Annotated in this window: 7 protein-coding genes; 4 read left to right on the top strand and 3 right to left on the bottom strand. The window is 60.1% G+C overall.

Annotated elements, in window-relative coordinates; genetic code table 11:
- Positions 1 to 57: 57 nt before the first annotated feature.
- Both IVB42_RS35705 and IVB42_RS35700 read right to left on the bottom strand, forming a co-directional pair.
- A complete protein-coding gene (locus IVB42_RS35705) occupies positions 58 to 9,960 on the bottom strand; it encodes a neuraminidase-like domain-containing protein (RefSeq protein WP_247471938.1) in 9,903 nt (3,300 codons plus the stop codon).
- 43 nt (positions 9,961 to 10,003) lie between these two features.
- Positions 10,004 to 17,647, bottom strand: a complete 7,644-nt coding sequence (locus tag IVB42_RS35700; protein WP_247471937.1) for a SpvB/TcaC N-terminal domain-containing protein — start codon at positions 17,645 to 17,647, stop codon at positions 10,004 to 10,006.
- A 416-nt stretch (positions 17,648 to 18,063) separates the two neighbouring features.
- On the opposite strand from IVB42_RS35700, the gene IVB42_RS35695 reads away from it, so the two are divergent.
- The 4 genes from IVB42_RS35695 to IVB42_RS35680 all read left to right on the top strand — a co-directional run bounded on the left by IVB42_RS35695 (position 18,064) and on the right by IVB42_RS35680 (position 23,922).
- Complete coding sequence (locus IVB42_RS35695) at positions 18,064 to 19,137, top strand: hypothetical protein (RefSeq protein ID WP_247471936.1); 1,074 nt, start codon at positions 18,064 to 18,066, stop codon at positions 19,135 to 19,137.
- Positions 19,138 to 19,696: 559 nt separating this feature from the next.
- Entirely contained in the window at positions 19,697 to 20,704 is a 1,008-nt protein-coding gene (locus IVB42_RS35690) for a hypothetical protein (protein WP_247471935.1), read from the top strand.
- 5 nt (positions 20,705 to 20,709) lie between these two features.
- The gene (locus tag IVB42_RS35685; protein ID WP_247471934.1) at positions 20,710 to 23,391 is read left to right on the top strand and encodes a caspase family protein; all 2,682 of its coding nucleotides are present in this window, start codon (positions 20,710 to 20,712) and stop codon (positions 23,389 to 23,391) included.
- Positions 23,392 to 23,496: 105 nt separating this feature from the next.
- Positions 23,497 to 23,922 carry a hypothetical protein gene (locus tag IVB42_RS35680; protein WP_247471933.1) on the top strand — a complete coding sequence of 142 codons (426 nt, stop codon included), beginning with the start codon at positions 23,497 to 23,499 and terminating at the stop codon, positions 23,920 to 23,922.
- Between the two features lie 26 nt (positions 23,923 to 23,948).
- On the opposite strand, the gene IVB42_RS35675 is transcribed toward IVB42_RS35680, so the two are convergent.
- Positions 23,949 to 24,351: transposase (locus tag IVB42_RS35675; protein WP_247471932.1), on the bottom strand; the 403-nt coding region annotated here is incomplete at its 5' end.

Here is a 24,351-nt window from a genome sequence, read left to right as displayed (position 1 = left end):
AACTAAACGGACTTTGAACACAGCCCAAGTTTATTAGACGGAGGGGTAGGCATCGCCCTAGCCATTGCTAACAAGCGGAAAGCTTACTAGCAAACCAAGGGGAAGCTGTTTATCAGTGCCCGTCCACGTAAAATCCCATTTACCCCACTCGGCCTCGACCCACGTATTTGACGATTCCTCCTTAGGCTTGCCCCCAGCGAACTCGAACGCCGGTTCTATTGGCTTGAGCGAATCCAGTCGCACCAACTGGACCTCGGCCGGCTGGCCGATCGGCATCGAGAAATAGGGAAGCCGATCCGCCAATCCATCCAGGGTGAGCACGCGTTTGGCATCCTGCGTAACGGTGAAACGGTGCCACTCGGCCGGGAACTCATCCTTGATGACAAATAGCCGGTGGGTGATCGGATTCGAATCTCCTTTCAGATAATTCTTCATCTCGTCGCGCCGAGTAGTTTCGAACTGCTTGCTGGCTCGCCGCGCCGTGTATTTCAGATGCATGATCACGTCGGTGAGGGTACCGAAGTCGAGCTGCAGATTGTCTTGCCGATCGAGCTGGAGGGTCCAGGTGCTGATTGCACCGGCACCCTCGAATGGAAGGTAACGCTCATCGCGGAAATTGACCTCGAACAAGCCACTGTCGTTCTGCCCCGTGCTGGTCGCGATCGACTGGACGCTCGAGAAGTTGCGCAGCAGATTGTCCTCGTCGCTCTCGTCGTCAGCGCGCTTGGGGAGCTTGCGAATCTGGCTCTTCGTCAGAGTCAGTGTGCAATTCACGCTCGCATAGGGTCCGGCCACGCACGGAAGGCTGAGGCTTACGCTCTTGATCCGACGGAAATAATGACCGGGATAGTCGAGATCGAACAGCCAGTCGGGAATGTCGATCTCGCATGTCCCCTTTTCCTTCAGGCGACGCAACGCGGTCGGGGCGAGGCGCACCAGCGAGATGTGCTTGGTGATCTCGAGCTCGCGCCGGTTTCGGTCCATGTAATCGACCTCCAACCGCTTCAGATCGAACAGCAGGCGATCTGCAGCGAGCAGCCCCTTATGCAGGCTGTTCCAGCTGTCGGGCCGCACATAGCTGTCAAACTCGCCACGGTCGTGGGGGCCCAGTTCGAAGTGGAAAGCACGTTCCACGCGCAAGGCAAATCGGTAGGCGAGTTGCCACGCCTGGAAATAGCTGGCCGAAATCTGGCCAAGCATCCAGTCGTAGAGGTCCTGGTTGGAGAACTTGCGATCTTTAAGGTAGGCAAGGATTTCCTGTGCCTGCTCGATTTGCTTGTCATGGTCGCGCAGTTCGTCTTTCGACATCTGCAAATGGATCTTTGCCGCGTCGATCTGCCGTACGATCTGAGCAAGCTCCCGGTTCGCTAACCGCTCTTGCAGCTTCCAGTCATCCCAGCGCCGTGCGTATCCGGCCCTGGTGCCCACAACAGCAGCAGCCTCGCGTTTTAACCCGCCCATACCACCAGTGAATTGGCCCATGGCGCTGAGCGCGTTGCCGACGTTGATACCGCCCCATTTGACGTCCGTGCCCGGCGCGCCGCCGAAACCCCATGCGCCGATCGTGAAGTCCGGCAGCATGTGTGCGATATTGGCCCCGGTACTGAACACGAGGGCCGCCGTCTCGAACCGCGCCCCCTCCTCGTTGAGGTCGAGTGCGCTTTGCTCACCGCCGCTGATGTTTTGAATCGCGCTGTAGAAAAGCCGCCGTTCTTCCGTCGTGGCCTTCGCGTTATTCAATCCTTCCAGGCTGGCGTCTGCCTCTTGAATTGCCTGCAGCTTGATCTCGCGAACCAGCTTCAGGAGGCTGATCTCGTGATTCGAGCGCAGCTGCGCCAAGCCTTCAGCATCTTTCTTCTCGATCGTCTGCAACAACGCGTTGCCAAGTCCCGCGACCATTTGCGTGAGCTCGGTCGCCTTCTGGGCGAGCGTCTGGAAGCGATAGTGCGGGACTTCGCCCGCGCCCTGGGCCAGCACCTCACCAATGCTGAGCCCGGCCGCTACTGCGCGCACAAGTAGTCCGGGATCGATTGGCGGCGCGAACAGAGCGAGACGGCGCTCAATACCTTCGATGTTCTGGCAGTGCCGGATTTTGTAGAGCCGGTCTGCCACCGTGTCCCAATAGCCCATCAGCTTTTCGTTGCGCGGGATGCAGAAGTAAGGGACGGTCGTCAGGCAGCCGGCAGGCAGCGGAGGCATGCAGGCCGGCCTCTGCTGAGTCGGCGGCTGCGGCGGCAGCAGGTTTTCAAGTTCGATCAGGCTGTTTCCAAATGGATCGATCCCCTCCTGGTCCGGCCGCTCCCCAATAATGACGCGTTCCAGCTCGCGGAAGGTCCGGCTGTGGAAGCTGCCGGGCGCTTTGACGATTCGGGGACGCGGGCCAAGCAGGCGCTCGGCGGTGACGTAAAGCTGCAGAGCAGCGTTCACCGACTCGCGGGTGTCCTGCCGGAACAGGAAGTCGCCCCATTGGATGAGCGCGTCCAGATAGCGCATGACCGTGGCCTTCTGATACGCCACGGTGCGGCCGCGCGCCACTTGGTGCGGGACAAACGGATTCTGCCGCCAGTGCCTTACCTCTGCGATCCACTCGTCGCCGAGCCCGGCGTGGTCAGGATCTCCTAACAGCCGCAGGATGGTCTCGATGCGTTGTCCGACATAACTGTCACGGTCCAGCGGTGTGTCGGCGTCGCTACGGCTTCTGAACGGCTTGGTCAGCCAATAGCGTCCAGGCCCCTTTGCGGCCGGAGGCATCGTGGCGTCTCCGTAGCCCTCCGGGGGTTCGGGGATTCCACTCGGATTGAAGACGAAGTGGAACCAGCGCAGTGCGTCCGCGAATTTCTGTCCCAGCACCAGCTTCTGCGAGACAAGCGAGGGCAGGTGATAAAAGACCTCCCAATTGTAGCTCGCATAGCCATCGTTGCGGTCGAACTGAAAGCCGACCGTTTCGGCTGGATGGGGTTTGAGGACCACATCCTTCGGACCGAAAAGGTCGTTGAATTCGTGACCTCTCTGCTGCCATTCCAGCGGAGATGCACCCATCAGCCGCTCGAAACCACCTGCAGCGAGGCTGCGCTTCATCAGACACACCAACGGATGATAGAAGGCGAGAAAGCGCAGGCCAAAGCATCCGGCCAGCTGCTTTTTCAGTTCGGCGAAGGCATCCTTGGTCTTCTTCGGCGCGTCATCGCTTGTCCATTTATCGATCAGCTTCTGCCACGTCATCTCCTTGTCGCTCGCCGCGTCCCTCAAGTCTCCGTCGAGCGCATCGAGATTGGGAATGAGATTGCTGATCGTCGCTTCCTGCCCACCCATTAGCCGAAGCGACGGAACCGCCACATAGCCGCGTCGACCATCCTCGTAGAAGAACGGAACAAATATGCCATTAGGCTGCCACTCCTTCGGCTCCTGATGCGCGAGCTTGAGCGCATCCATCAGGAAGTTGTCGACCAGAGTGGTTTGCTGGACGGTCGTGGCCTTGAAGGTTCCAGGAGTCTTGTCGAACACCGTGGTCGGGGAGAAGTTATTTGCGAGCAATCCTTCGATGACGAAATTGTTTTCGGCATCGCTTTCCTGTTCGATCCACCGTTGCATTTCGAAAGCCGAATGCCTGATGCGCGGGACACTGAGCGGCGCTCCCGCCCCGATCTTGGCGAGACTCTCCCGCGACACGAGTTCCGGATACCCCCTGCAGCCGGCAAGGTTAAATGCGCCCATCAAGATCGGCTCGGTGTTCGGGCCGGTCGGCATGAGTTCGCCATTCTCGCCCTTTTTGACAAGGCTGTACGCCAGAATGAAGAAGCCGATATCGGCTTTCCCCTCGGTGTCGAGAAAATAGCCTCGCGGCTCGCGGTCGCGAATCACGAAGCGACAGCGCAGGCGTTGCGCCGCCATGTCGACATTCGTCGCTGTCACCATCTCCGTCTTCGGCGTCTGAATCGCTTCCTTCGAGACTCGTTTGGGCTGCCATAGACCGTTGCTGCGCTCGCTCACGGCCAACTGAATAGTCCAGCCTCTTGGCGCTTTCGGAAGCTGCTGAGGGTTGGGGTCGTTGAGATTTGTCACTTTGAACTGAGCCGATTCATCCACGATGTCGACGAACACCGGCCACGCAATGTTCAGGCGGTTGTTACGCACGAACAGCAGGACGTGATCGGTGGCGATGTCGACCTCAATCTTCTCCCAAGACGTCCAGTATTGCTCGTCGATGAATCGACGGTAGAAGTATGTCGGTGGGTCTCCTCCTTTGGTGCGCGCCACGATGTGGAGTACCCGGCCTTCCCTCTTGCCATTCTCCTCATAAGGGGTCTCCTGATAATGGGCCGCCATCACCTCCATGAAAGCGGCGTCGTCGAGTTTGTCGAGATAGCTGCGCGCGGCAATCTCAACGTTGCTGTCGTTCACCTCGGTCTGCAGCAGCGTCTGCTCGAAGTCCTTGAAGAACTGCGATTTGTCGTCGCGCAGCTCCGGCTCGATCCAGTTTTCGGGATAGAGGAAGATTTTCCGGTTCGCTTGCCAGACGCGGTAGTTGCGCATCCACGTCCACTCATGCCAATCCTGACTAGTCCGGGCATCGGCACCCGGATCGACCGATGGCTCCTGTCCCATCAGACAACGTTGCGCGAACAGCTGAACTACCGCATGAGCCTGCACGATTCGCGACGTCGGCATGCAGGCGCACATCTGCGGATCGATCAGGAAGTGGTCGTAGAGATCGTTGACTTCGCGGAAGCAATGGTGGCTTGGATCGGCGATCAGGTAAGCCACCAAAGCATCGCGCTTGCACTCGCGGAGCGGATCCTGGATCTCCTTGAGCGTGTCGAACCAAGTCGCGTCATCCGATTGATGTTTCAATAGTTGACGGAGCATCAGGGCAAGCTCACGCGTCACGGTTTCGGCCGTGAGTGCCGGAAGATCGGAGAAGGCAATACCGAGTTTGCCGATCAGCGCAGCGGCGCGCTCGAGCCGGGCATACGTCTTGGCCGTCTTGAAGGCATCTCGCGGGGGGGCCAGATATTCGGCAACCTTGAACAGGTCCACCTCGGGCGACCCGAACAGCTGGTAGCAGATCGCAACGATGTCGCGGATGGCGTCGAGTCCGGTCGCCTTGTTCCCCGCAGCATCCGTAGGCGCATCTGCGAGCGCGAGTTCGAACGCCGTCGAACCGCCCAGTTTGACGTTGGGGTCGCTCGGTGTCTCCGTTTGCGGATATTTGGCGATGAAGTCCAGGCCCCGAAGGAACACTAGCCATTTTGCGAACGTTGGAACAAGCTCGCTCGAGTCTGAGGGCGGGGCCAATGGCATCTCGTCGGGAGAGAACCAATCAAGACGGTGGAATCGGTTTCCCTCGGCGGGCTTTTTGGGATCGCGCCACAGTCCCCAGATGAGCTGTTCGTCGGTCTGCAGGCGCAGAGCCTTGGCCAGTCCGGCCACCTTGTGCGCGAGGCGTACGGCAGTGAACAGCGGGCTCAACAAAGTCCGCCAGCCTTCAACCTCGGCAGCAGTCAATGGATCCGTCCAGGCGTCGATCTTCGTATCGGCAAGCACCGCATGGCGGAAGCGGCGCGGCCTGTCTTCCAGAGCGAGCACGCACTCATCCGTTGAGCAAAACGCCGCGTCGAAAAGCGCGACCGCCGCCTTGGCGGCCTCTGATGACGGATTCAAGGGCCGCGGATCAACGGCCCAATCCGGCGCCGTGAGGATGTCGAGCAAAGGCGCGCCGTTCGCGGGCTGCCCATCCTTCGGCATCCTACACCCCGGCAGGATCGCAGATATCTGTTCGACGGGCGCACGAAGCTCCTGGCTCGCGATTCGGACGACGGTCTCCTGCCGCGCCAGGGCATCCAGGCGGTCGAGCACTGCACTGACCAGCTTGCGCGTCCAGGTCTGATATTCGCGATGACTGATCTTCTTGGCTGGGTCCTCGGTTGTTTCGATCCAGCTTCCCGGCGCATTCACAGGTGCGCCGTCGGCAAGATCTCCAACGCCTGGAATTTCCCCGAGAGGCTTGCCCTTCAGCAACGCTTGCAGCGTCTCCACATCGCTCGTCTTGGCGCGATTCTGTACCAAAGTCGCAATCTGTTGAACATGGTCCCGTGAAAGCTCCTTCACGCGCGCCAGCACCGACTGCAGCTTCTGCAGGCACGTCTCCATTGCGTCGCCGGGTTGTTTCTCCGACTTCCACTCGACGATTTCGCTGGCGAGGCGGGTGGCTGCGAGCTTCATGAACTCCACACGAACCTTCGCAAGCAGCCACACGATGGCCAGGTCCGGGATGACGCGCTTGGCCGCCTCACCTCCGTTTTCGGTTCGGTGCAGAAGCCAAAACCGAATGTCGGCAACGCCGATGCGTTGCGCCTTCAGAAGCGTGACGATTTCCCACAACTCGCGGGTCACGGCCGGAGATTCGAGCGCGTCCTTCATGCCGCGCATGGCGAGCAACAGCGTCAGATTGCGCATGCTCAGCCCAAGCTTCTTGGCCAGGCGGAACCAGGCCCAGATGCGCGAGAGATTTCGCAATGACAATTTCACCGGTAGTTTGTCGGTTCCGGGCTCGCTGCCGCAATAGGCCAGCCACGTAGCGAGTTGCTCGGCTGTAACGCCCAAGGCCCTTGCCACCGCCTCTGCGTGATCGGCGATTGTCTTTTTTCCCGTGGGCTTGTCGTCTCCCGGCGGACTCAGGTTCTGGAGCAGGAACGGCGGATAGGGACTGCCGTCCTCCCCTTTCTGAAGGAAGATTCGCCGATAGTCCGAAGGTTCCCCGAATACCGATAGATCGACGAACCACGCCGCGATCTTCTCCGGCTCCATATCGAGTTCGCGGGCGAGGCGAATAATATCGCCCAGCGCGACGATACAGCCGCTCGTGATCTCACCGTTGCCGACCGCCGGAGACCTGATCAGCCGATCGAGCAGGTCAATGCGCCACCCGAGCTTTCGTCGCAGTCGGAGAAAGCGATTGATGCGATCGAGGGCGGGAGCATCCAGCTCCTTGATATGCATTTTTTCGGTATCGCAGCGAGCGGCCGGATTGTCTGGCTCGTCCGGCTCGATAATCAGGTTGATGTATTTCCCGACCAGCAGCTCATCCAGTTCGCCCTTGCCGACCGGCTCCGTCTTCAATCCGGTCTTGTCGAGGAAGCGCCGCAGCTGAGACATGTTCTTGACGAGCGTCGTGGGTTCTTCGGCCCAGAACTCGTGCTGGCCGTTCGGATCCGGCTTCGGCTCGGTGATGAGAGCGACCTCGACCGATGTCAGGCCGAGGGCCTCGGTCGCGACTTTGATGCGATAGTCCTCGCCGCCGAGTTCCGACCATTTCGCAAACGCGCGCATCGCGATTGTGCGATCGGTTTCCATCCTGCTGAGATAAGCCGCCGCCTCCATACGATCGGCGTCGAACGGCAAAGCCAGGGCAAAGTGGCATTCCTTTCCCTTCAATTTCTCCACGGCACCTTGGTTGACATATTCCGGCGCGGCGGCGATCTCCGCAGCGGTGCCGAACGTCTGGCGCAGCTGGCGCACAAGCCAGGCTGGGCAGCCTGCCTTTTGATCATCGGCGATCCGCTCGAATAGAATCAGTGCGCGCTCATCCCTGACCAAGCGGTTATCTTTGGAGTCGGCCGTCACCTCTGCTTTCTCGGTAACTTCGTGGAAACCGTCTGTTAGGAGCTCATTCAGTACGGTGCCCGGAATCGGCCCCGGCTCGAGCTTGACATAGTACTTCTTCACCGGCGGACTGACGCGATCTTCGAGCAGTTCATTGACCAGATCGATGTAGGGGACCTCGGTCATCGCGTTGGCGCAGTTGAGGTCTAGGTAACCGATATCGGATCGACGGCTCATCAGCACGTCGAACACCGTCTTGGCGCCCTGCGCTGACAGGCAGGGGGGCAGCCCCGCGAGCTTGCCGTTTCCGGCGCCGTTCTTCGAGTCGCCGGACGACGCGCTTGCATCAAGCCGCTTGAAATACTGCAGCACGTCGACGAGGTACGACGCTGGTCCATAGATCGAATCGCATTCGTCGCACGCACAGGCATCGAGCGATCCGAACAGCCGTTCCCATGAGGGAATTGCGGTGACCTTGTCTCCCCCCGCCAGCACCGTGCTGACTTGCGCCTGTATCTTCGCGCGATCGGCCTTGGTCGTAAGGGCATCGACATGCTGCGCGGTGGCAAGCGCGCGCGCCTCGCCGAAGGCATGCGCCGTGGCATCGGAGCGCGCACTTGCGCTGTCGAATAAGGCCTCGGCCTTCTGCGCGAGCAGCGCCTGATCGTCCTCCTTACGCCCCAGCAGAGCCACGTAAGCGCGCGTGAACCGGCTCAGTCCGGCCACCATCCGGATTTTCCACGCGCCGTCGAGTTTGTCCCATTCACCGTCCGGATCAGGACCGAGCAGGAATGCGACCTCGGCCGGATCCTCAGTCAGCAGAACGACCCGCTGCAGCGAGAGCAGCGCATCGGTGGTTTCCGTCTTCCACTTCATCGCCGCGGCAAGGTGGTACACGTTGCCGGAGCCCAGCCGGAATTCCTTCAGGGGGCTGTCCTGCGGCGCGTCAGGTTTTTGGCCGTCGGCAACCAACCGCGCGACATCGGCATAGGGCTTTGGAAGCTTCTCGCTGTCCAAAAGACGCTGCAGAACCAGGTCGGCGCTGTTCTTGGTTCCGTCGCGACAAAAACACCATTCCCCATCGACGTTGTTATGGAATGGTTGCGCGGGCACCAAAGCCGGCTGTTGAGTGACAAAGGAGGCACGCAAATCTGCGAGCCCCTGCGCCAGGGTGTCATTCATGACTGCTAGTGGGGGGTCGAGATATCGGTTCTCGACGACGCCGGCTTTCACGACGTCCCTGATGGCGCCGACAAGTTCGCCTTCGGGAGATTTGCCGTACGATTCCTTCCCGACAAATTCCGAGTAGAAAACAAGTTGCGCGAGAAGCTGGAGCCGCGCCGGCTGATTGTCATCCGACGGGTCTCCCTTGTCTTTCGGTGCTTTCGGGGGCGGCCCGGCAAGCGATTCGAACTTCAGACTGACCTGGGCCTGGGGCGGAATCCGCCACAGAACGTAAAGCAGCTTTTGCAGCCGCAACAGCCCGTAAATCAGTGCGGCATCGGGATTCACGCTTTTCTTGGTTGTCTTATTTTGTTTGCCGGCATCGCTGGCGAGAAGATGTGCGATGGCCAGATGTTCGATCCGCTCTTGCGGCGGCATATCAGCCAGGGTTTCAAGATTTGCCACGTCATCCGGCCGAAGCCGGGCGATCGCCTCGTCCTCCTTTCCCGGCTCGAAGGGTTTCAGTACCTTCAAGCCCTTCAGGACGAGATCGCGTACGCTGCTAAATTCATAAGGCGCGAGCAGCGCGGGGTTCACGTCAATATCGAGCCGGAGCACGAGCGCGGCATTTGGCGTGAACACGTCAGCTTGCACCGCCGTTTCCGCAATGTTGTTTTCGCGGTAGAACACCCTGACTTTCGGGCGCTGCGGCTTGCGCTCTTCCTCCGGCTCGGCCAGATCCAAATACAAGACGAAAGCGTCGTCAGCGCCGGTGATCGCCACATCCGCCCAAGGTTCGTCATCGTGAAGTGCGCGCACGATCAGACCGGGATGATCAAGCTTCGGCCGCATCGGCGGATTGCCGGTCGCCGGCTTGGAGACGTCGCGCAGCGCACCGACGATCTTTGCAAGCTTGCGCTGACCAAGCAGCAACTCGTTGAGGCGCGCCGCGGTCGCGCCGTCAACGTTCTCGCCAGACTCCAGCTTTTGCGCGTCCCTAAAGCCCTTCACGACACCGCGGGTGATCGGGCCGTAGACATGGGTGGTCTTCTCTTTCTTGAAACCGTCAAGATCGTCCGGCGTGGACACCGTCGAATCCTTGACGTCCCAGAGCAATTCGAGTGCACCGTGCAGACCGGAAAGTCGATCCTCGTCGGGATGCGCGGGATCGTTGATCGGCAATATGGCTTTCATCAATTCCCCCTAACCAGCCTCATCAGCTTCTCGCGGCAAAATCCTACGGCAGGGCCGCTTTGAATTGCTCGAATGTCGGCTTCGTGTGCTCAAACAGTTGTGACACGGCGTACGCTCCCAGCCCCCCAATCAACAAGGCAGCAACAACAGGCAGGGCAACCGTGCCGACTGCAGCTCCAGCGAGTCCCGCTGCTACACCAGAAGCAAATCCAACAGCGGCGGCCGCGCCCGCAGAGGCGGCGAGCGCACTGCCGGCGAAATCATAGGCTTCATAAGCTGCTCGCCTCGTACGATCCTGAGGCCGTTCCGCAACAACACGCTCAACTCTATTCTTGGCGTCGAAGGCGAGTGAGATCGTACCGACAACAGCAAATCCCTTAGCAACGGTTGTAAGCGAAATACTCTTAGTGAGCTTGGTAGTTTTGCCGCTCGAATCAACAATCTGTCGGAAACTTTTGTTTTCCAACAACTGCTCAAATGTCTTTTCTTTTTCGACTGCCTCGGAGAACGCTTTTCCAGCCTGAGAAAGTTTTTCCTGGAAAACGCCGCGCGTCTCTTCGCGAAGGTCGAAGGCGCTTCTCGCAATAAACTCGTGATCCAAGCTCTCGGCTTTGTCAAAAACTTTAAGTAACAGATCGCGATTTGTGCTGATCTCGGCGGCATAATCAAGGCGTTTGAAAGCATCGACCGTAGACAGCAATGACGTCGATCCCGGGACGAGCCAGCCGGGTGCATCCGTTCTGGATTGGCTTTGAGGCTGAAGTTGTCGCTCTTCTGCAACCTCTGCACTCCGTGTCCCTTTATCATCTTTGCGCATTAGGGGATTGCAACGCGAGTACCAGTAGACATTCGGTCCGTCCGCCAGCCCGCTCGGATCCGCCGAGACCCATCGCCCGAGCCACACGGCGAGATAGCGCGCGCCGTGGTAATTGAGCCCGCTCTCCTCGTCGCGCTCTTTGCCGGTGTAGCGATAGCGCTTGGAGGCCGCCTTGATCGAAGCGTTGACTGACAGATAGGCGGTGGTGCCGAAAGGATAGAACTCCTCGTACGAGATCACCGGCGCCTTTTTGTCGAACTGCACCTCAAGGGATGCCGAGCCGAGGTGGTTCGGAAACTGGCTGCGGATGAGATGCTTGGCGGCGTCGTCGCCGCCGTTCGTCACCGTCTCGAATAACGCAAAGCGCCGCTCTCCGTCAGAGACGTGCAGCGACATCCGTTCGACGTCGAGATCCTTGCCGTTTGCCGCGTAGCTGCGATAGTCCTCGGCAGCCCCGAGGTAGCGTCGCTCGCTCACCCGCCGGCCTTCACGCTCCGTCACCTTGCGGGCGCGCTCGCCCGCCGCGTCGTACACATAATAGGTGACGTCGCCCCGTGCGTAGGGCCGGTCGGGCTCGCAACGCACGCTCTGACGCGCGGTCACCGACAGCTGGTCGCGGAAATCAGTCTCCATCGCGGCAAGGTGCGGCATCGCGACCATGCTGCCATGCGCGTCGTAATTGTACCGCTCGGTCACGCCGCCGATCACTGTGGACACCAGGCGGTTCGATCCCTTATCGCGCGATCCAGCCACCAGTTCGTAGCCATAGACGCGCCGCCATGAGCCCTGGCCGCCGGCCTGGTGCAGCATCTCCTCGATGTTGCCGACCATGTCGTAGGCGTAGCGCTGGGTATAGGGGCGCATTGCCTTGGTGTCGTTCGGATTGGGAAAGAACGTGAAGCCGCAGCCGCCGTCGAAGGTGCCAGCGCGCTGCACGTCCCAGGCGTTCGGTGGGCGGTTTTGACCCTCATGCTCGCGCCCTGAAGCCGAGGTCAACCGATAGAGCGCATCATACTCATAGTCCGCGTCCGGCGCGGCCACCTTTTGCTTGAAGTAAAAAGTGGGTTGTGCGGTGTCCCTGACGGCGATGACGTTGCCGACCGGATCGTAGACATAATCCAACGCTTGGTATTTGTCGGTCCTTGCGTCTGGATCGGTGTTGGCGGTGACCAGGCTGAGCAGCCGGAACGTCTTGTCGTCGTAGCTCAGCGTCGTGCGCAGGCCATGACCACCCTTGTTGTTGCCATACTGGATCACACGCCGCTGGCCGCGCGCATTGTAGTCGATTCCGCGCACGACGAGGAACGGTTCAGCCGGTGTCCTGACAGTCGTCGCGAACAATTGGCCGGCGAGGTTGTAGCGCGCGAAAGTCTGGCAATCGCCGGCGTTCTTGCGGGCGTACGGCGTGATCAGCCGGATTGGACGGTTGAGCGCGTCGTAGTCAGTGCGCCAGCCCGCGGTTTCTTCCTCGAGAGCGGGGCCTGTCGACCAGTCCGGCGTCGTCTTGTAGTCGCGGCAGAATCGGCGCGTCCAGGACGCGAGGTTGCCTTTCGCATCGTAGCCGCCGACGGTCACAAGCCCGGCCGTATCCTCGTGCTTCCACAACCGGCCGCGTAGATTCCGGTCTGCCGGCGCGCCTTCATGCTCGCCGTAAGTGAATCGCTCGTAGCAGACCCCCTGAGTCTGCGCGGCGTCGGATGCCTTTGCGAGCCAGTTTTCGAGCGGCCGGCGCAGAGCATCGTAGCGGTGCCGGAACGCGTGATCGCGATCGTCCCACCGCCGCAACGGTTGACTTGCCGCATCAGGCAGGGTCCAGCGCCGCCCGGCGTCCATGCCGGCCTCGCGCAGCGGACGTCCAAGCAAGTCATAATCCCAGGTCGTCACTGCGCGCTCCAGCGCATCGAACACCGCGCGACGATTGCCCTCGATGTCAAGCAAAGTGCGCGTATGCGCGAATTCCTCTTTCTTTGCCTGTGAGCGAGGATCGACGTACCGGTTGTGGGTGACGACGAGAAACGCCCGGCCGAGCGCGTCGAAGTGCGTCCGTGTCGGGGTGCCCGCGTGCCCGGGATCGTCAGGGGTAGAGGCAGTCTTGAGCGCGGCATCATGCTCGTGCTGGCGGCGCCAGTTAATGGCCTCGCTGTTGCCCGGGAACAAGTCGTTCAGCCCGCTCGTCGTGGTGCGGCACCTATACCAGGTAGGCGAAGCGCCCTCGATCAGCTTCCACTCGTCGCTCGGCAGTCGCCGGAAGAACGCGGCCACGTCGGGGTCGTTCAACGGATCGATGAGAACCGTATCGTTGCGGTCCGAGGTCACCTGCTTCCACGGATCCAAGACGATTTTTTCCCAGCTATGATCGGGATGAAGCGTGGCGGCGAGACGCCCGAGCGGATCGTAGAACAGGATTGGGCTCACGCCATCGCGGCGAAACTCGAACTCATGAGGTGCAGCGCCGCCCCCTTCCTCGACGAAGAAGGGCTCGTATTGCCGTACGGGGTGACCCTTGTTGTTGAAGATGGTCCAGCCGCTGCCGAGCCAGCGACGGGGCTTGGCGGGTCCCGGAGTATCTTTGATCTGTGGCGCCGTGCGAATCTTCTGCTGAACAGCGCGACCGAACCCGTCCGAATAATTGAAGCGGCACTCGATTTGTTCAGCCGCCGGCAAATCCGCGCCGATCCAGGCCGTCGCCCTGTCATCGTCGGCGAATGGTAGCTTGACATGAAATCTGCGCTCGAGCGCCGCGGCGTATACCGGTGAGCCCGGTTGTTGATTGGCGAGGCTCGAACGGCGGAAACGCATCACGTCGTAGAGATAACGACAGGTGGCCGTCCCAAGCAGGGCCGAAGCCTTTCCGACCGGGTCGGCAAAGAACGCCGTGATTTCGCTATCGCCTGGATCCCGATTCACATCCTCTAGAGTATCCCCGAACTCGCCGATCGATTCGGCTTGGCCCAGCACCGCCGTCGCGGCGACCAGTCCCCGCAGGTCGAAGACGGCTGCAATGTGATTGCCGTTCGCATCGCTGATCAGCTTGGGTTGCAGCACACGGTAGTCGTAGCTAGCACGCGTGCTGTTGTCTGCAGCATCGGTGATTTCGGCGATGCGCAGAATGGCGTCTTCGTAAGCCACACGAGTGGCATTGCCGAAAGCATCCACGAAGCGATGCGGCAGGAAAAAGCGCTTGCGCGCGAACGCCAGCTCAGCCGCCGCGCCCTGCGGAGTACCGTTGGCGTCAGGTGCGAAAAAGGTGCGGCCGGAGGAGATCCAGAACGATCCGTCACCTTCCGGCTCCGAATAGCCGGCAGCGCCGTCACGCAGGTAGGTCGTCATCGCGGTCGCGTCCACCTTACCTTCAAAGTTGTCAGCCATGCCGGGCGTGATCGCGAGCTTGAGCTCCTCGCCGACAAGCGCCAGCGATTCCAATTCGCCGAGCGCAAGTAGCCCTTTGAGGTCGTTGCGACGGTAGTGGGTACGCGCCTGCTCGATCAATCGGCGTTCACGGCGCGTGTAGCTCAGCGCTGTCCCGTAGGCGAGTTCAGGAATATCAGCGAGATGTTCTGCCGCCTCCTGCAGCGCCTCGAACGAAAGCGCCGTTGCCTTCTCCCATTCGGAATCGCCAAGCTCATAGATGCGCAGCTCGGCCGGCAGCGGCGTTCGCCAAGCATCGGGCAGCGTGTCGACCGCTTTCGTGAACGTACTCACCGTAAGAGTCAGCAACGATCGTCGTTGCGTCGCCTGCTCGTCGGGTGTCAACTTCTGCCGGGGCTTTGTCTGCGGATCCTCAGGCTCCGGCTGCCTACGTCCGTACCCGATGGCGACTGCCTGCTCGACATTGCCGTAGTCGTCGACCTTCAGGCTCAGCGCGTGGCTGACGCGCGGGTCGGGCGGATCGGTCCTCTCGTAGTGAGCCTGCACAGTCTCGCGTGGATGCACGAAAAAGACCGCATGCGGATTGTTGCCGCGAGCCTGAAGCATGCGAATTTTGAAATTCTGCCCGATGACCTGATACGGCCTCGCAGCGCGCGCCTTGACTTCGGCCGTGGAATCGGCCTCCGCATCGAGCGCGTAGACCTCTTGCCGCAGCATGCGCCCGCGCAAAGCGCGACAGGCCTCGCGTGCCTCATCTGGACTCAGCTCTGGCGGAAACACGGTGTCGGCGACATCGACCGCACCCGAATCTGCGTCCCAGTACTCCCGCTTGAACGCTGCGACCAGCGAGTCATCGTCGTACCAGGCGCCGTGGTGAAACCAGGTTTTCGTCAGCGCAGGCGGAACGTAAGACGTCGAATCCCAGTTGTCGTAACTGCCGGCATAGGACACCGCCTCGACATGCTCGCTGTCCCATTGCTCGACCATCCCGAATCCGCGAAACTCGCGCTCGACGCCGTCGAAGAAGCCGTGATGATAGGCGTAACGGGAGACAAACAGATTTCGCGCGATGGCATCCTCGGTCTCGACGGTTTGCACGACGTGCACCGGAAAAGGCAGCCGCGTGATCCACGGCCGCCCCTCCGCAACGTCCGACAGATAGAATTCGGTCGAACTGCGGTATGAGAGCCTCGTTTCGGCACCGAGATTATTGCGAATCCGCGTGAGCAGGTGGGGCTTCACGCCGCCCGTGAGGTCGACCACGCAGAAATGGCTGCCCGCGTCAGCGGATGCGGCCGACGACCAGATCAGACAGCCTGTCCCCCGACCGAAGAAGTCCGCGCTCGTGACCTCCGCTAAATTATGCGCGATGCGGAACGGAATGGGCTGACGCGTCGACCAGCCGTTACCGGAATGGTTGGCCCAGAACGCAGCGCCCTGCCGCCCGAGATAGACCAGATCGGCAACGCCCGAACCATCGACGTCGAGAACGCGCACGCGCGCCGGATCGAATTGATCGGGGCTGGCGAAGATCGGCGCATTATCCATCTCAATTCGCGCGCCGAACCGGCCATAGCCGAGGTTCGGCCAATAGCAGACTTCGCCATTGCGAATACGCACGATGTCGGTCAGGCCGTCGCCCGACATGTCGGCAAGGAAGATCGTTTGCACCACCTCGCTGAAGACGCATACCGGGCCAAGTTTCTCGTCGAGAAGTTTCGAGACGCGATGCACCGCGCCGTAACCATCTTCGCCGAGGCCCTCCTGCCACACGAAGCAGTCGTGTTCCGCCACTACGATCTCCGCGCGTCCGTCCCCATCGAGATCCACAAGCCGGACATTGGGATCGTTCAGCGCATATGCCGGCCGCCGAGGCAGAGCACGAGGCGCGTGCCATCCTCCTCGCTCGTTTCGCTCGTAAACCAGGGCTGCTTGCGGCGAATACGCGACGACATCGAGCGAACCGTCCCCAGCAAGATCGACCAGCGTCGCGCCGCTGAATGCCGCGGAAGGCTGGAAAGACAACGGCTGAGGCGACCGAAATGCTCCCGCAGACAACGGCTCGTGTGGTGACAAACCGCCAGAATCCGCGAGCGGAGACCAGCGGTTCGGCGCGTACCGCCAGGCGTCGTCCCCGCGTGACAAAACGCCTTGAATGCCTTCGCCGTCGAGATCGACCCATTCATTTCGCGCGCCGTCGACGCCCGTGGCAAGCGCCGGCGCATCGGTGTGCCCGATCGACCTAAGCTGCATCGCTCCCGCAACGGAATAATCAAACTCAAGAGGTGGCCAATCGGCATGATCGTAGGAGGTCGCCTGATTGCCTCGCCTGAGGCTGATCTGTTGGAGGGACCGGAGCTTTGCCAGGATAGGCGATTCAACGATTGCGGCCGTCTCAGTGGCTGACGGATCGGCGGAGCCGTATTCGAACACAAGCGCGTGCGTCAGCCCGGCATAACCGGTCTCCCGCCCTTCGATTTCGACCGACAGGTTCGATTCGAACACGATTCGCCGACACAGACGGGCCGTACGGACTTCGAAGCCGGCGCGGTAGCTCGAGAAGGCATCGGCCCGCAGATTCCATGCACCATTTTCGAGAGTGGGCTCATCGGCCGGCCGAACCGTATAGTCGAAAAAGGCGCGAAATTGCCAATTGTCGACGAACGAAGCCGTCGATTCTATCAGGCCGCCAATTGCTGGCCAGTAATTCGGGCCAGATTCAGCAAAGAACGGCTCGCGGTTTGCATAAACGACTGACTCGATGTGACTGCCGGCAAAGCGCGCTTGGCCCTCGACGCGATGCGCTTCGGAAAGCCGCAGCGCATCCACTCCGACCAGGTCCTCCGGACGGTAGCGATAGGCGACAGCATTGCCCTTATCGTCAAAGGAGCATTGCAGCAGCCATTGGAAAACACGCGTTGGATCGCCTGGATCGGCAATGCGCGCTTCCGACGTAAAGCCAAGAATATGCGTGACGTCGTCTCGCGAAATGACTCGCCAGTGGGTGTCCGCGGCGTTTCTTCGGCTGATCCACAGCTCGATGCGAGCGAAACTTGCTTCAACGCGCGGGCGAAAGCGTCGCAAGTCATATTCACCCCGCACTTCTGTCGGCGCGACCGGCACGAGGTCTTCCGCGCCAGAATAAATGAAGACGTCGCCATCTTCGTACTTGGGCAATCCTTTGTCGGTCTTGCGGCCGATAGTGGGAACTCCCAACTGCCAACCCGCCCCAAAAAGTCCGTTTCCGGATCCTGAATCGTAGGTCAGTTGGAGGTTGGGCCCGAAGCCGCCACGCGCCTCCAAAAACGGCAAAGGCACCGACAAAGACCCGGTGCCTGTGTGAGCATTGAATGAAAACTTTTCTCCGATCCCTCTGAGAGCGCCACCCCCTTTCGGAAGGTTCAGCGAGGGCGCGAAACCACCGGCTGGAGAGCGGCCAACGCGCGTTGCGGAGCTTGCGCCGTCCCTGACATCGTTGATTGGCGCTGACGTCTGCATCATGGCCCCGAGCGATCGAGCACAGTGCGGTCCTGAGCTAAGGTACTCACAGCGTAAGCCGCCACGCTCCCCCGCTGAAAAATCCGCTTTCGACGAAGGTCGCGGCCCGCGCCGTCGCTTTAACCTTCCTTGAAAGGCGCAATCATATCCCAGGAGTCCGGCGCCCGATCCCGGTTCAGTACAAACAGGCCAATTGCATGTTTTCTCAATACTAGCTTAGGATGCTACAGAGCCGCTGATTAGGATGTCAACCTTAAAGAGAAGTGGCGCGATACACTTTCAAGACTTTTAGATCGATTTTGCGCTCAGGCCAGTGAGCAAAAGGTGGTTGGGAAATGTCGTCGCCGTATCCTGGTGAACCGCAACGCCGCTTGTCATGGACTCTCCTTGGATCAATCGCAGGGCTTGTAGTACTAGCCTTGATCGCGGTCGCTGGCATTTTGTGGATGAACCGCGGCGGTAGCTTGCCATTGATCGGCAAATCGGAACCTTCTCAGGCCACTGCAATCGGATCCAATGCGACACGCCCCACGGAAGTTTTCTTCCTCGACGGCTTGAAACCGCAACCGGGCTCAAACGATACCGAATGGTCCGCGGCGCGTTCCGACCATCAGCTAGTTGCCTACGGGGTCTTTAATTGCAAACAATTATCTGACGTTGCGACCGATGTACTGCCCCGGCACGCCTTCAGCGCGTTGATGCTCGATCTGACGCCATCCGGAAGCCATGTGTTTCTTATGAAGTCGGGAGATGAGGCCGCTCTTGCAAACCGAGATAAAGACCAGAAGGTCTTGCAGCTGACCGGTGATGACCGCGAGCTCCTGGCCCTTAGCGATTCGATTGCGCGCGCCCGAATAGCGGCGGCGGAGGGTGCCGGCGCGAATTTTCCTTGGGTCCAAAGGCTCGGATTGGCTACATTGATTGTGTCTGCATTCGCAACTCTCTTTGTGACGCTGCAAGGGAAGATGAGTCCCGTCGAGCTGACCGACGACGAACAGAAGGCGCTTCAACGAGAAAAATTGAGAAGGCGGCTTTGGTATGTGAGCTTTGGCCCCGGCTCAGGCTTTAGGTGGGTCGCCTTCTTTGCAATAGCTCTATCGATTGCCGGCACCTCGCTAACTGGCTTGAAGCAGGTTTATGATCCGACAAGAACATTGTCGCAGAACACTCGTGCCTTGCTCGACTTGCGCCAGCTGCATCAGGAAATCATCCTCGCCGTGAAATGCGACTCACAAAGGAAATCTGTCACGAGAGACAATCGGATTGAGGCTTGGGCAAATGCGATTCGTCGGCTTCGAGCGACGATCATCCCAGATTACGGTTCATTTGCTAATCTGGACGTGGGCGGCTCGTCTCAACGACCAGATCTCACTCAAACTGTCCCGCAACCATTAACTCAGGCAGGAAACGCCGCACCGTCGTCGAACGTATCGCCGGCCGCGGCGGCGCCCTCGCCACCTGATACCGCGGCTCCTCCCGCGGGACCGCAATAGTGCGCGAGGCTGGTCAAACTCCAGCTTTGCAGCTGCCTGGGCGTTGGTAAGCGTCGCACTTCACCAATGCCTCGGTAGAGCAAGACTCCTGTTGCGACAGCTCAGTGTGCTAAAGTGAAATATCTCTCGATCAGAAAAACTTAAGCTTTCTACATCTCGATGTCTTCGTTCACGAAGTCGTAGGACTGACGACTTTTCTGCGCATGCGCGCCGGAATTACGGCAGCATCGGACGCGAACGTGCACGACCGCTTAAACTCGCGACACGAAAGACGCGCGACCCGAACGAAAGATCTCGATGCGACACTGGCTTTTAGAGAATTGTGGAGGAGGATATGCCAGATACCTTGCTCTTTATCCACGGAACGGGCGTTCGCAAGAGCGCCTTCGACCAGACGATGGCTCTTTTGCGCAAAGGATTCGAGGGAAAGCTTCCGATCGAGATCGAGGGCCTCTGCTGGGGCCCCGACCTCGGCGTCAACGTCGACGACGAGGCTATCGAGCAGGTGCTGCCGCCGACTGCGGCGAAAGCCGACGAAATCGGTCCCGAAGAGATAGGCATGAAGGCGGCACTTTGGGCCGAACTGCTCCGCGATCCGCTGCTCGAACTGCGGATGGCCTCGATGCGACCTCCGGCTCAGGTCGATCAGAACGCCGCCATGCCGGGCATTCAGACCCCGGATATCGCCATGACGAACATGCTTGCCGACGTGGCGCAAAAGGTCTCGGACCCGCTTCCGGGCGAGATGAAAGCGCAAGACATTCGGCAGGCGGCGCTCTGGCTGCTGAAAGAGCCCCTGCTCGCTTCCGCCGCGGCGGCGGCAGGCGATGCCCTGGACACGGACCTCGTGAACGCCGTCGCTCGCGCGATCGTGGCGAAGGCCCTGATCGGTTATCGCAACGAAGTTGGCACAGGTCCGAGCGCGCTTTACGTCGCGGATGAGCGCGACGAACTCGTTCGAAAGATCGTCGGTCTTTTTCCGGGGACGAAGGGAATAGGTTCATGGCTTTGGGACGGCGTGAAATCCCTGGCCGAAGGAGTCGCGACCTACTACGGACGGGACCGAAGAACTGGCCTTATGAACGGAGTGTCTCCGGGCGTCGGCGACATCCTGCTGTACGAACGCCGCGGTGACGACATTCTTGCCGCGATCGAGAAAAAGATCGTCGGTGTTGCCGAACAGAAAAAGCGCGTCGTCGTCCTGGGACACAGCCTGGGCGGCATCATCATGGTCGACTTGCTCTCGCGCGCTCGCCAGGCGGGCCGGTTGCCAGTCGAAAAATTGATCACGGTCGGCTCCCAAGCGCCCGTCTTGTTCAAGTTCGACGCGCTCGGAACGATGCGGCTGAAGCAAGCGCTTCCAGCAGGAACTCCGTACCAGCCGTGGCTCAACATCTTCGACCGCAACGACTTGCTGTCGTTCTGCGCCAGTCGGGCGTTCCCCGGCGTGACCGACGGGATCGAGGATTTCGAGATCGCGTCGAATGTTCCGTTCCCGGAAGCGCACAGCGCATATTTCCGTCAACCCTCGTTCTACGAGAAGATCACCCAGAGCTGGCCGAAATAGTGACCATGAACGCAGACGCACTGATCATCGGCATCGACAAGTACGATCGCTCGGACATCCCGACGCTGCCGGGCTGCATCAACGACGCCGTCGCAGCGGCGAAGTGGCTGACCTCGATAGGCGTCCCCCCAGCCCGCATAGTCGTCCATGTCGCACCGATAACTGGCGCACAATTCCCGCCCGGTGTCGTGGTGCAGGCCGCCGACATCGACACCATCCTGGCATCGTTCGGAAAACTGGCCAAGGCGGGTCAAGGCGACAAGCTGTTCGTCTTCATGTCGGGCCATGGAAAGTCAGTACCCGGCGCCGGTCCGGTCTTTCTCTGCCAGAATTATCTCGTCAACGACATCACCCGCGCGAATCTCAAGATCGATGAATACATCGAGTGGTTTCAGAGCTGGAAGTACAAGGACCAGTTCCTGTTTTACGATGCGTGCCAAGATACTACTGCGAGCATCGGGCAGATCAGCAGCGTTCAGGCGCAGGGGCCTGACGCTCCTCCCGGCAGCTACAAGCCAGCTCCCGGCAACGCGCTGACGACTTGTTATGCCTGTTCGGCAGGCGAGAGAGCATGGGCTGGAGACGGCCGAGGCGTTCTCGTTCGATACTCCTTGGAAGAACTCGATCCGACGCTTTGGGCGAATCTGCAGGCCGACGATCCCGAGCAGGACGCGATCCAATACGACTGGATGACTGGAGCACGAACGGTCGATCTGGGCAGGCTTTTTACGAACATCGTCTCGGTGAAGATCTCTCAAGCGGCGGCCGACGCTCAGAAATTTCAAACTCCGTTCTGCAAACCCCACGGCAGGGCTCTGATCGATGGCTTCTCGCCCATCGTGGAGCTATCCGCCCTGCCTACGGCCGCGGTCACGGTCGATGTCGATCCGACCGTCGCGGTCGGCGACGTACGCTCGATCAGGCTGCAATCCCAACTTATCCCGCGCGATTGCTTCATGCCCACGAAGGGCGCCCCCTTGAGGATACCTGTCACGCTGCAGTTTCCCCTGCAGGATCTGATCAATGCCGGTTGCACGGTGGCTCGCGAAAGCGCTTGGAAGCCGGTGAACGTCCCTCTGCAGCAGAGACTCGGGAATCCGACCGCCGACATTATATTTCAATTGAGGCAGCCGCCTCCCGTCGCCCCAAAAGGAACCGATGGATCGGACGAGATCAACATCGTGGTGGGTCCTGGTCCGGGGGGTGGACCCATGTCGGCGGAAATCGCCAAGCAACTCAGTCCCGTCGGAGAAATAGGCGGAGCGAGACTTCCGCCGAATTTGACCTTCAGGAAGGACGCCAACGGCCCATCACTCACATTCAATCATATCGAGGACACTTCGATCCGCGATGCGCACGAGATCGCGATCGATTGGCTGAAGATCCTGAGACGCGGGAGCCCGGGCGAAGGCGGTCGCGTGATCATGTCACCGTTCGGACAACCCAAGAACGCCGAGCCGAACGTCCATTTCGATTTCGACAAATCAGGCGCTGCACTGCTCGGCGGCTTTCTGAAGGACGACGAGTGCGTGACCTTGGAGAGCTTCTCCGACGAAATGCCCTCCCGCAAGATGTCGCTTCAGGACCTGGAAGATCATCCGATCGAATTGCTCGCTCCCGGCCAGTACCGGATCACTATCGATCTACCCTGGGGCCGTTGGACCAGAAGACTGAGGGTCGGCGTCAAGGCCGACACGGTGCAGTTGCCGCAGGGGATCGGCCTCGAGCCCCTCCGCAACCGCTACCGGCGCGATGACGTCTTCGGCCCGGAACTGGTACGACCCGACGAGCCCGACCTCACCGACGCGACCGTGACCCCGATCGCGGTTCGGAATAGGGATCAATTCGAAATTTGGGTGCTTCCGGCCCTGGCAACGCCCGTCGCCGTGCTCGAGACGGAAGGCGGAATTCGCGCCGAGCCCTATTCTGAAACTTCTCTGAGGGAGTGGGACGAGCTTCTAACGGTCGGACGATTGAACATAGCGGATCCCGCGGGACTAATCAAAAGACTGAACGGCAAGATTCCCGACGGAACCGCGGAGGACTTTACTCTACTCGCAATCGCTGCCGCATACGCCGAGTATGATCGGCAAAACTGGTCCGGCCTTCTGGCAATCCTCGATACGATTGAAGAAAGCACGCTTCGCTTCCAAGATATCGGGCTGCTTAAACTGGCGGCGGAAATCGAGCAGGATAGGATTGTCGGGAACGAACGCGAGCACGCTATCTACATCAGCTTCGGCCGTTTTTTCGAGAAGCCTCCCGTCTTCCGTTGGGGCGTTACATTGCTCGCCGATCTCGCGAGACAAGCAGGCATCGAAAGACTGCCCCGGTGGGCAGTCGTCATCGACCCGTCTTCGGTCATTACCTTAATCCGCTGGAAAAATCTCGGGCTTCCGACCTCTTGGTTCGCGGAGCCTCGCAATCGTCGTATTCGCATTTTGGGCGTCCACGACGAGCGATCCACGTCGCCGCATTATCTGGAAGTCGGATGGCTGCCGAATCTCGACCAAAGAGTGGAGGAGTCGGAGGCCAAACGGCGAAAGGTCCTGGGCGAGATCGAAGCGAGCGAGGCGGAAGATCAAAGCGCCGCGCTCCAGAAGCAGAAGCAGATGCTCGAGCAACTCGTCGACGACGAGGACGCCGAACGGGTGCAGACGCGAGATTCTGATGAGTCGACATGGTAATCGAGGATCCGGCAGCCCTATCCAAATTCGTGTCAACGATCGTGTTCTATGATCATCTAGCTCCGTAGAGCCGACGCTCCAGCCTAAACTCTCGGACAGGCCGCGATGGTCACCGAGCCGAAGAAAAAGGCGTCTAGAAGGGCAAAGCGCCGGCGCAAGCCGACGGAGGAGATCATTGACTACATCGTGCAGGTCGAAAACTGGGATTTCACCTATTGGCTAGCGCTCAACACCCTTCGTAACGCGCTCGATCCCTATCACGAGCACCGGCACGTGGAGATCAAGGGCCGGCTTCTGCGGCCGACCGGGCTGAAGACCGACCGCATGGAGGTGTCGTTGTTTCCGTCAATCAGCCTGGAGGAAGAGCGTCGGAAGGACCTCAAACCGACCGCCGTCGGAGCGATCGAGGCCTATCCGGAACGATTGGATGCGAGCCTAAGCATCCCGTCGGACGCGCTGACACCAATTTGTCATTCGGCCTGCAATATTGACCCCCTAAGCCGGGGGATCGGCGTCCAAAATTGGCTCTGACGCATATTCGATGATCGTGATTGTTTTTATGGCGCGCCAATCAGCCTAGCCTGAAGGAGATCGAGCTTAGCGCGCCCGTACATTTGCCGTTTGACCAGCTTGAGCTTGGTGATCTGAGCTTCCACTTGGCCATTGGACCATGGTTGCGTGATAGCCGCGTGCACCGCGGCCTTATCGTTGGCAATGCCATTCGCGAACGAGGCAATGAGGCTCCGCTTGGAGTCATCAATCCAAGGTTCGAGCTCCATCTCGGCCTTCTTTCGGATCATCGCGTGGAAGCGGCCAACGAGAGCTTGGGCATCGGCCAGCATAGGAACGTTTTGTTCGATGACCGCAAGCGTGACGGTCTCCGCCCTGGTTAGGTGGTCGCGCTTCGTCGTCATCAGCTGCGCTATCGTCCTGGCGGCGGGGACCTTCTGCAATTGTTGA

The sequence above is a fragment of the Bradyrhizobium sp. 45 genome, assembly GCF_023073155.1.
GTDB classification, from domain to species: domain Bacteria; phylum Pseudomonadota; class Alphaproteobacteria; order Rhizobiales; family Xanthobacteraceae; genus Bradyrhizobium; species Bradyrhizobium canariense_D.
This window is presented reverse-complemented; position numbering and strand designations above follow the sequence as displayed.

Bases quoted from the DNA above. Each gene is read 5' to 3' on its own strand.
- IVB42_RS35705 (WP_247471938.1), bottom strand. From the start codon at position 9,960: ATGAAAGCCATATTGCCGATCAACGATCCCGCGCATCCCGACGAGGAT.
- IVB42_RS35700 (WP_247471937.1), bottom strand. From the start codon at position 17,647: ATGATGCAGACGTCAGCGCCAATCAACGATGTCAGGGACGGCGCAAGC.
- IVB42_RS35690 (WP_247471935.1), top strand. From the start codon at position 19,697: ATGAAGGCGGCACTTTGGGCCGAACTGCTCCGCGATCCGCTGCTCGAA.
- IVB42_RS35685 (WP_247471934.1), top strand. From the start codon at position 20,710: ATGAACGCAGACGCACTGATCATCGGCATCGACAAGTACGATCGCTCG.
- IVB42_RS35680 (WP_247471933.1), top strand. From the start codon at position 23,497: ATGGTCACCGAGCCGAAGAAAAAGGCGTCTAGAAGGGCAAAGCGCCGG.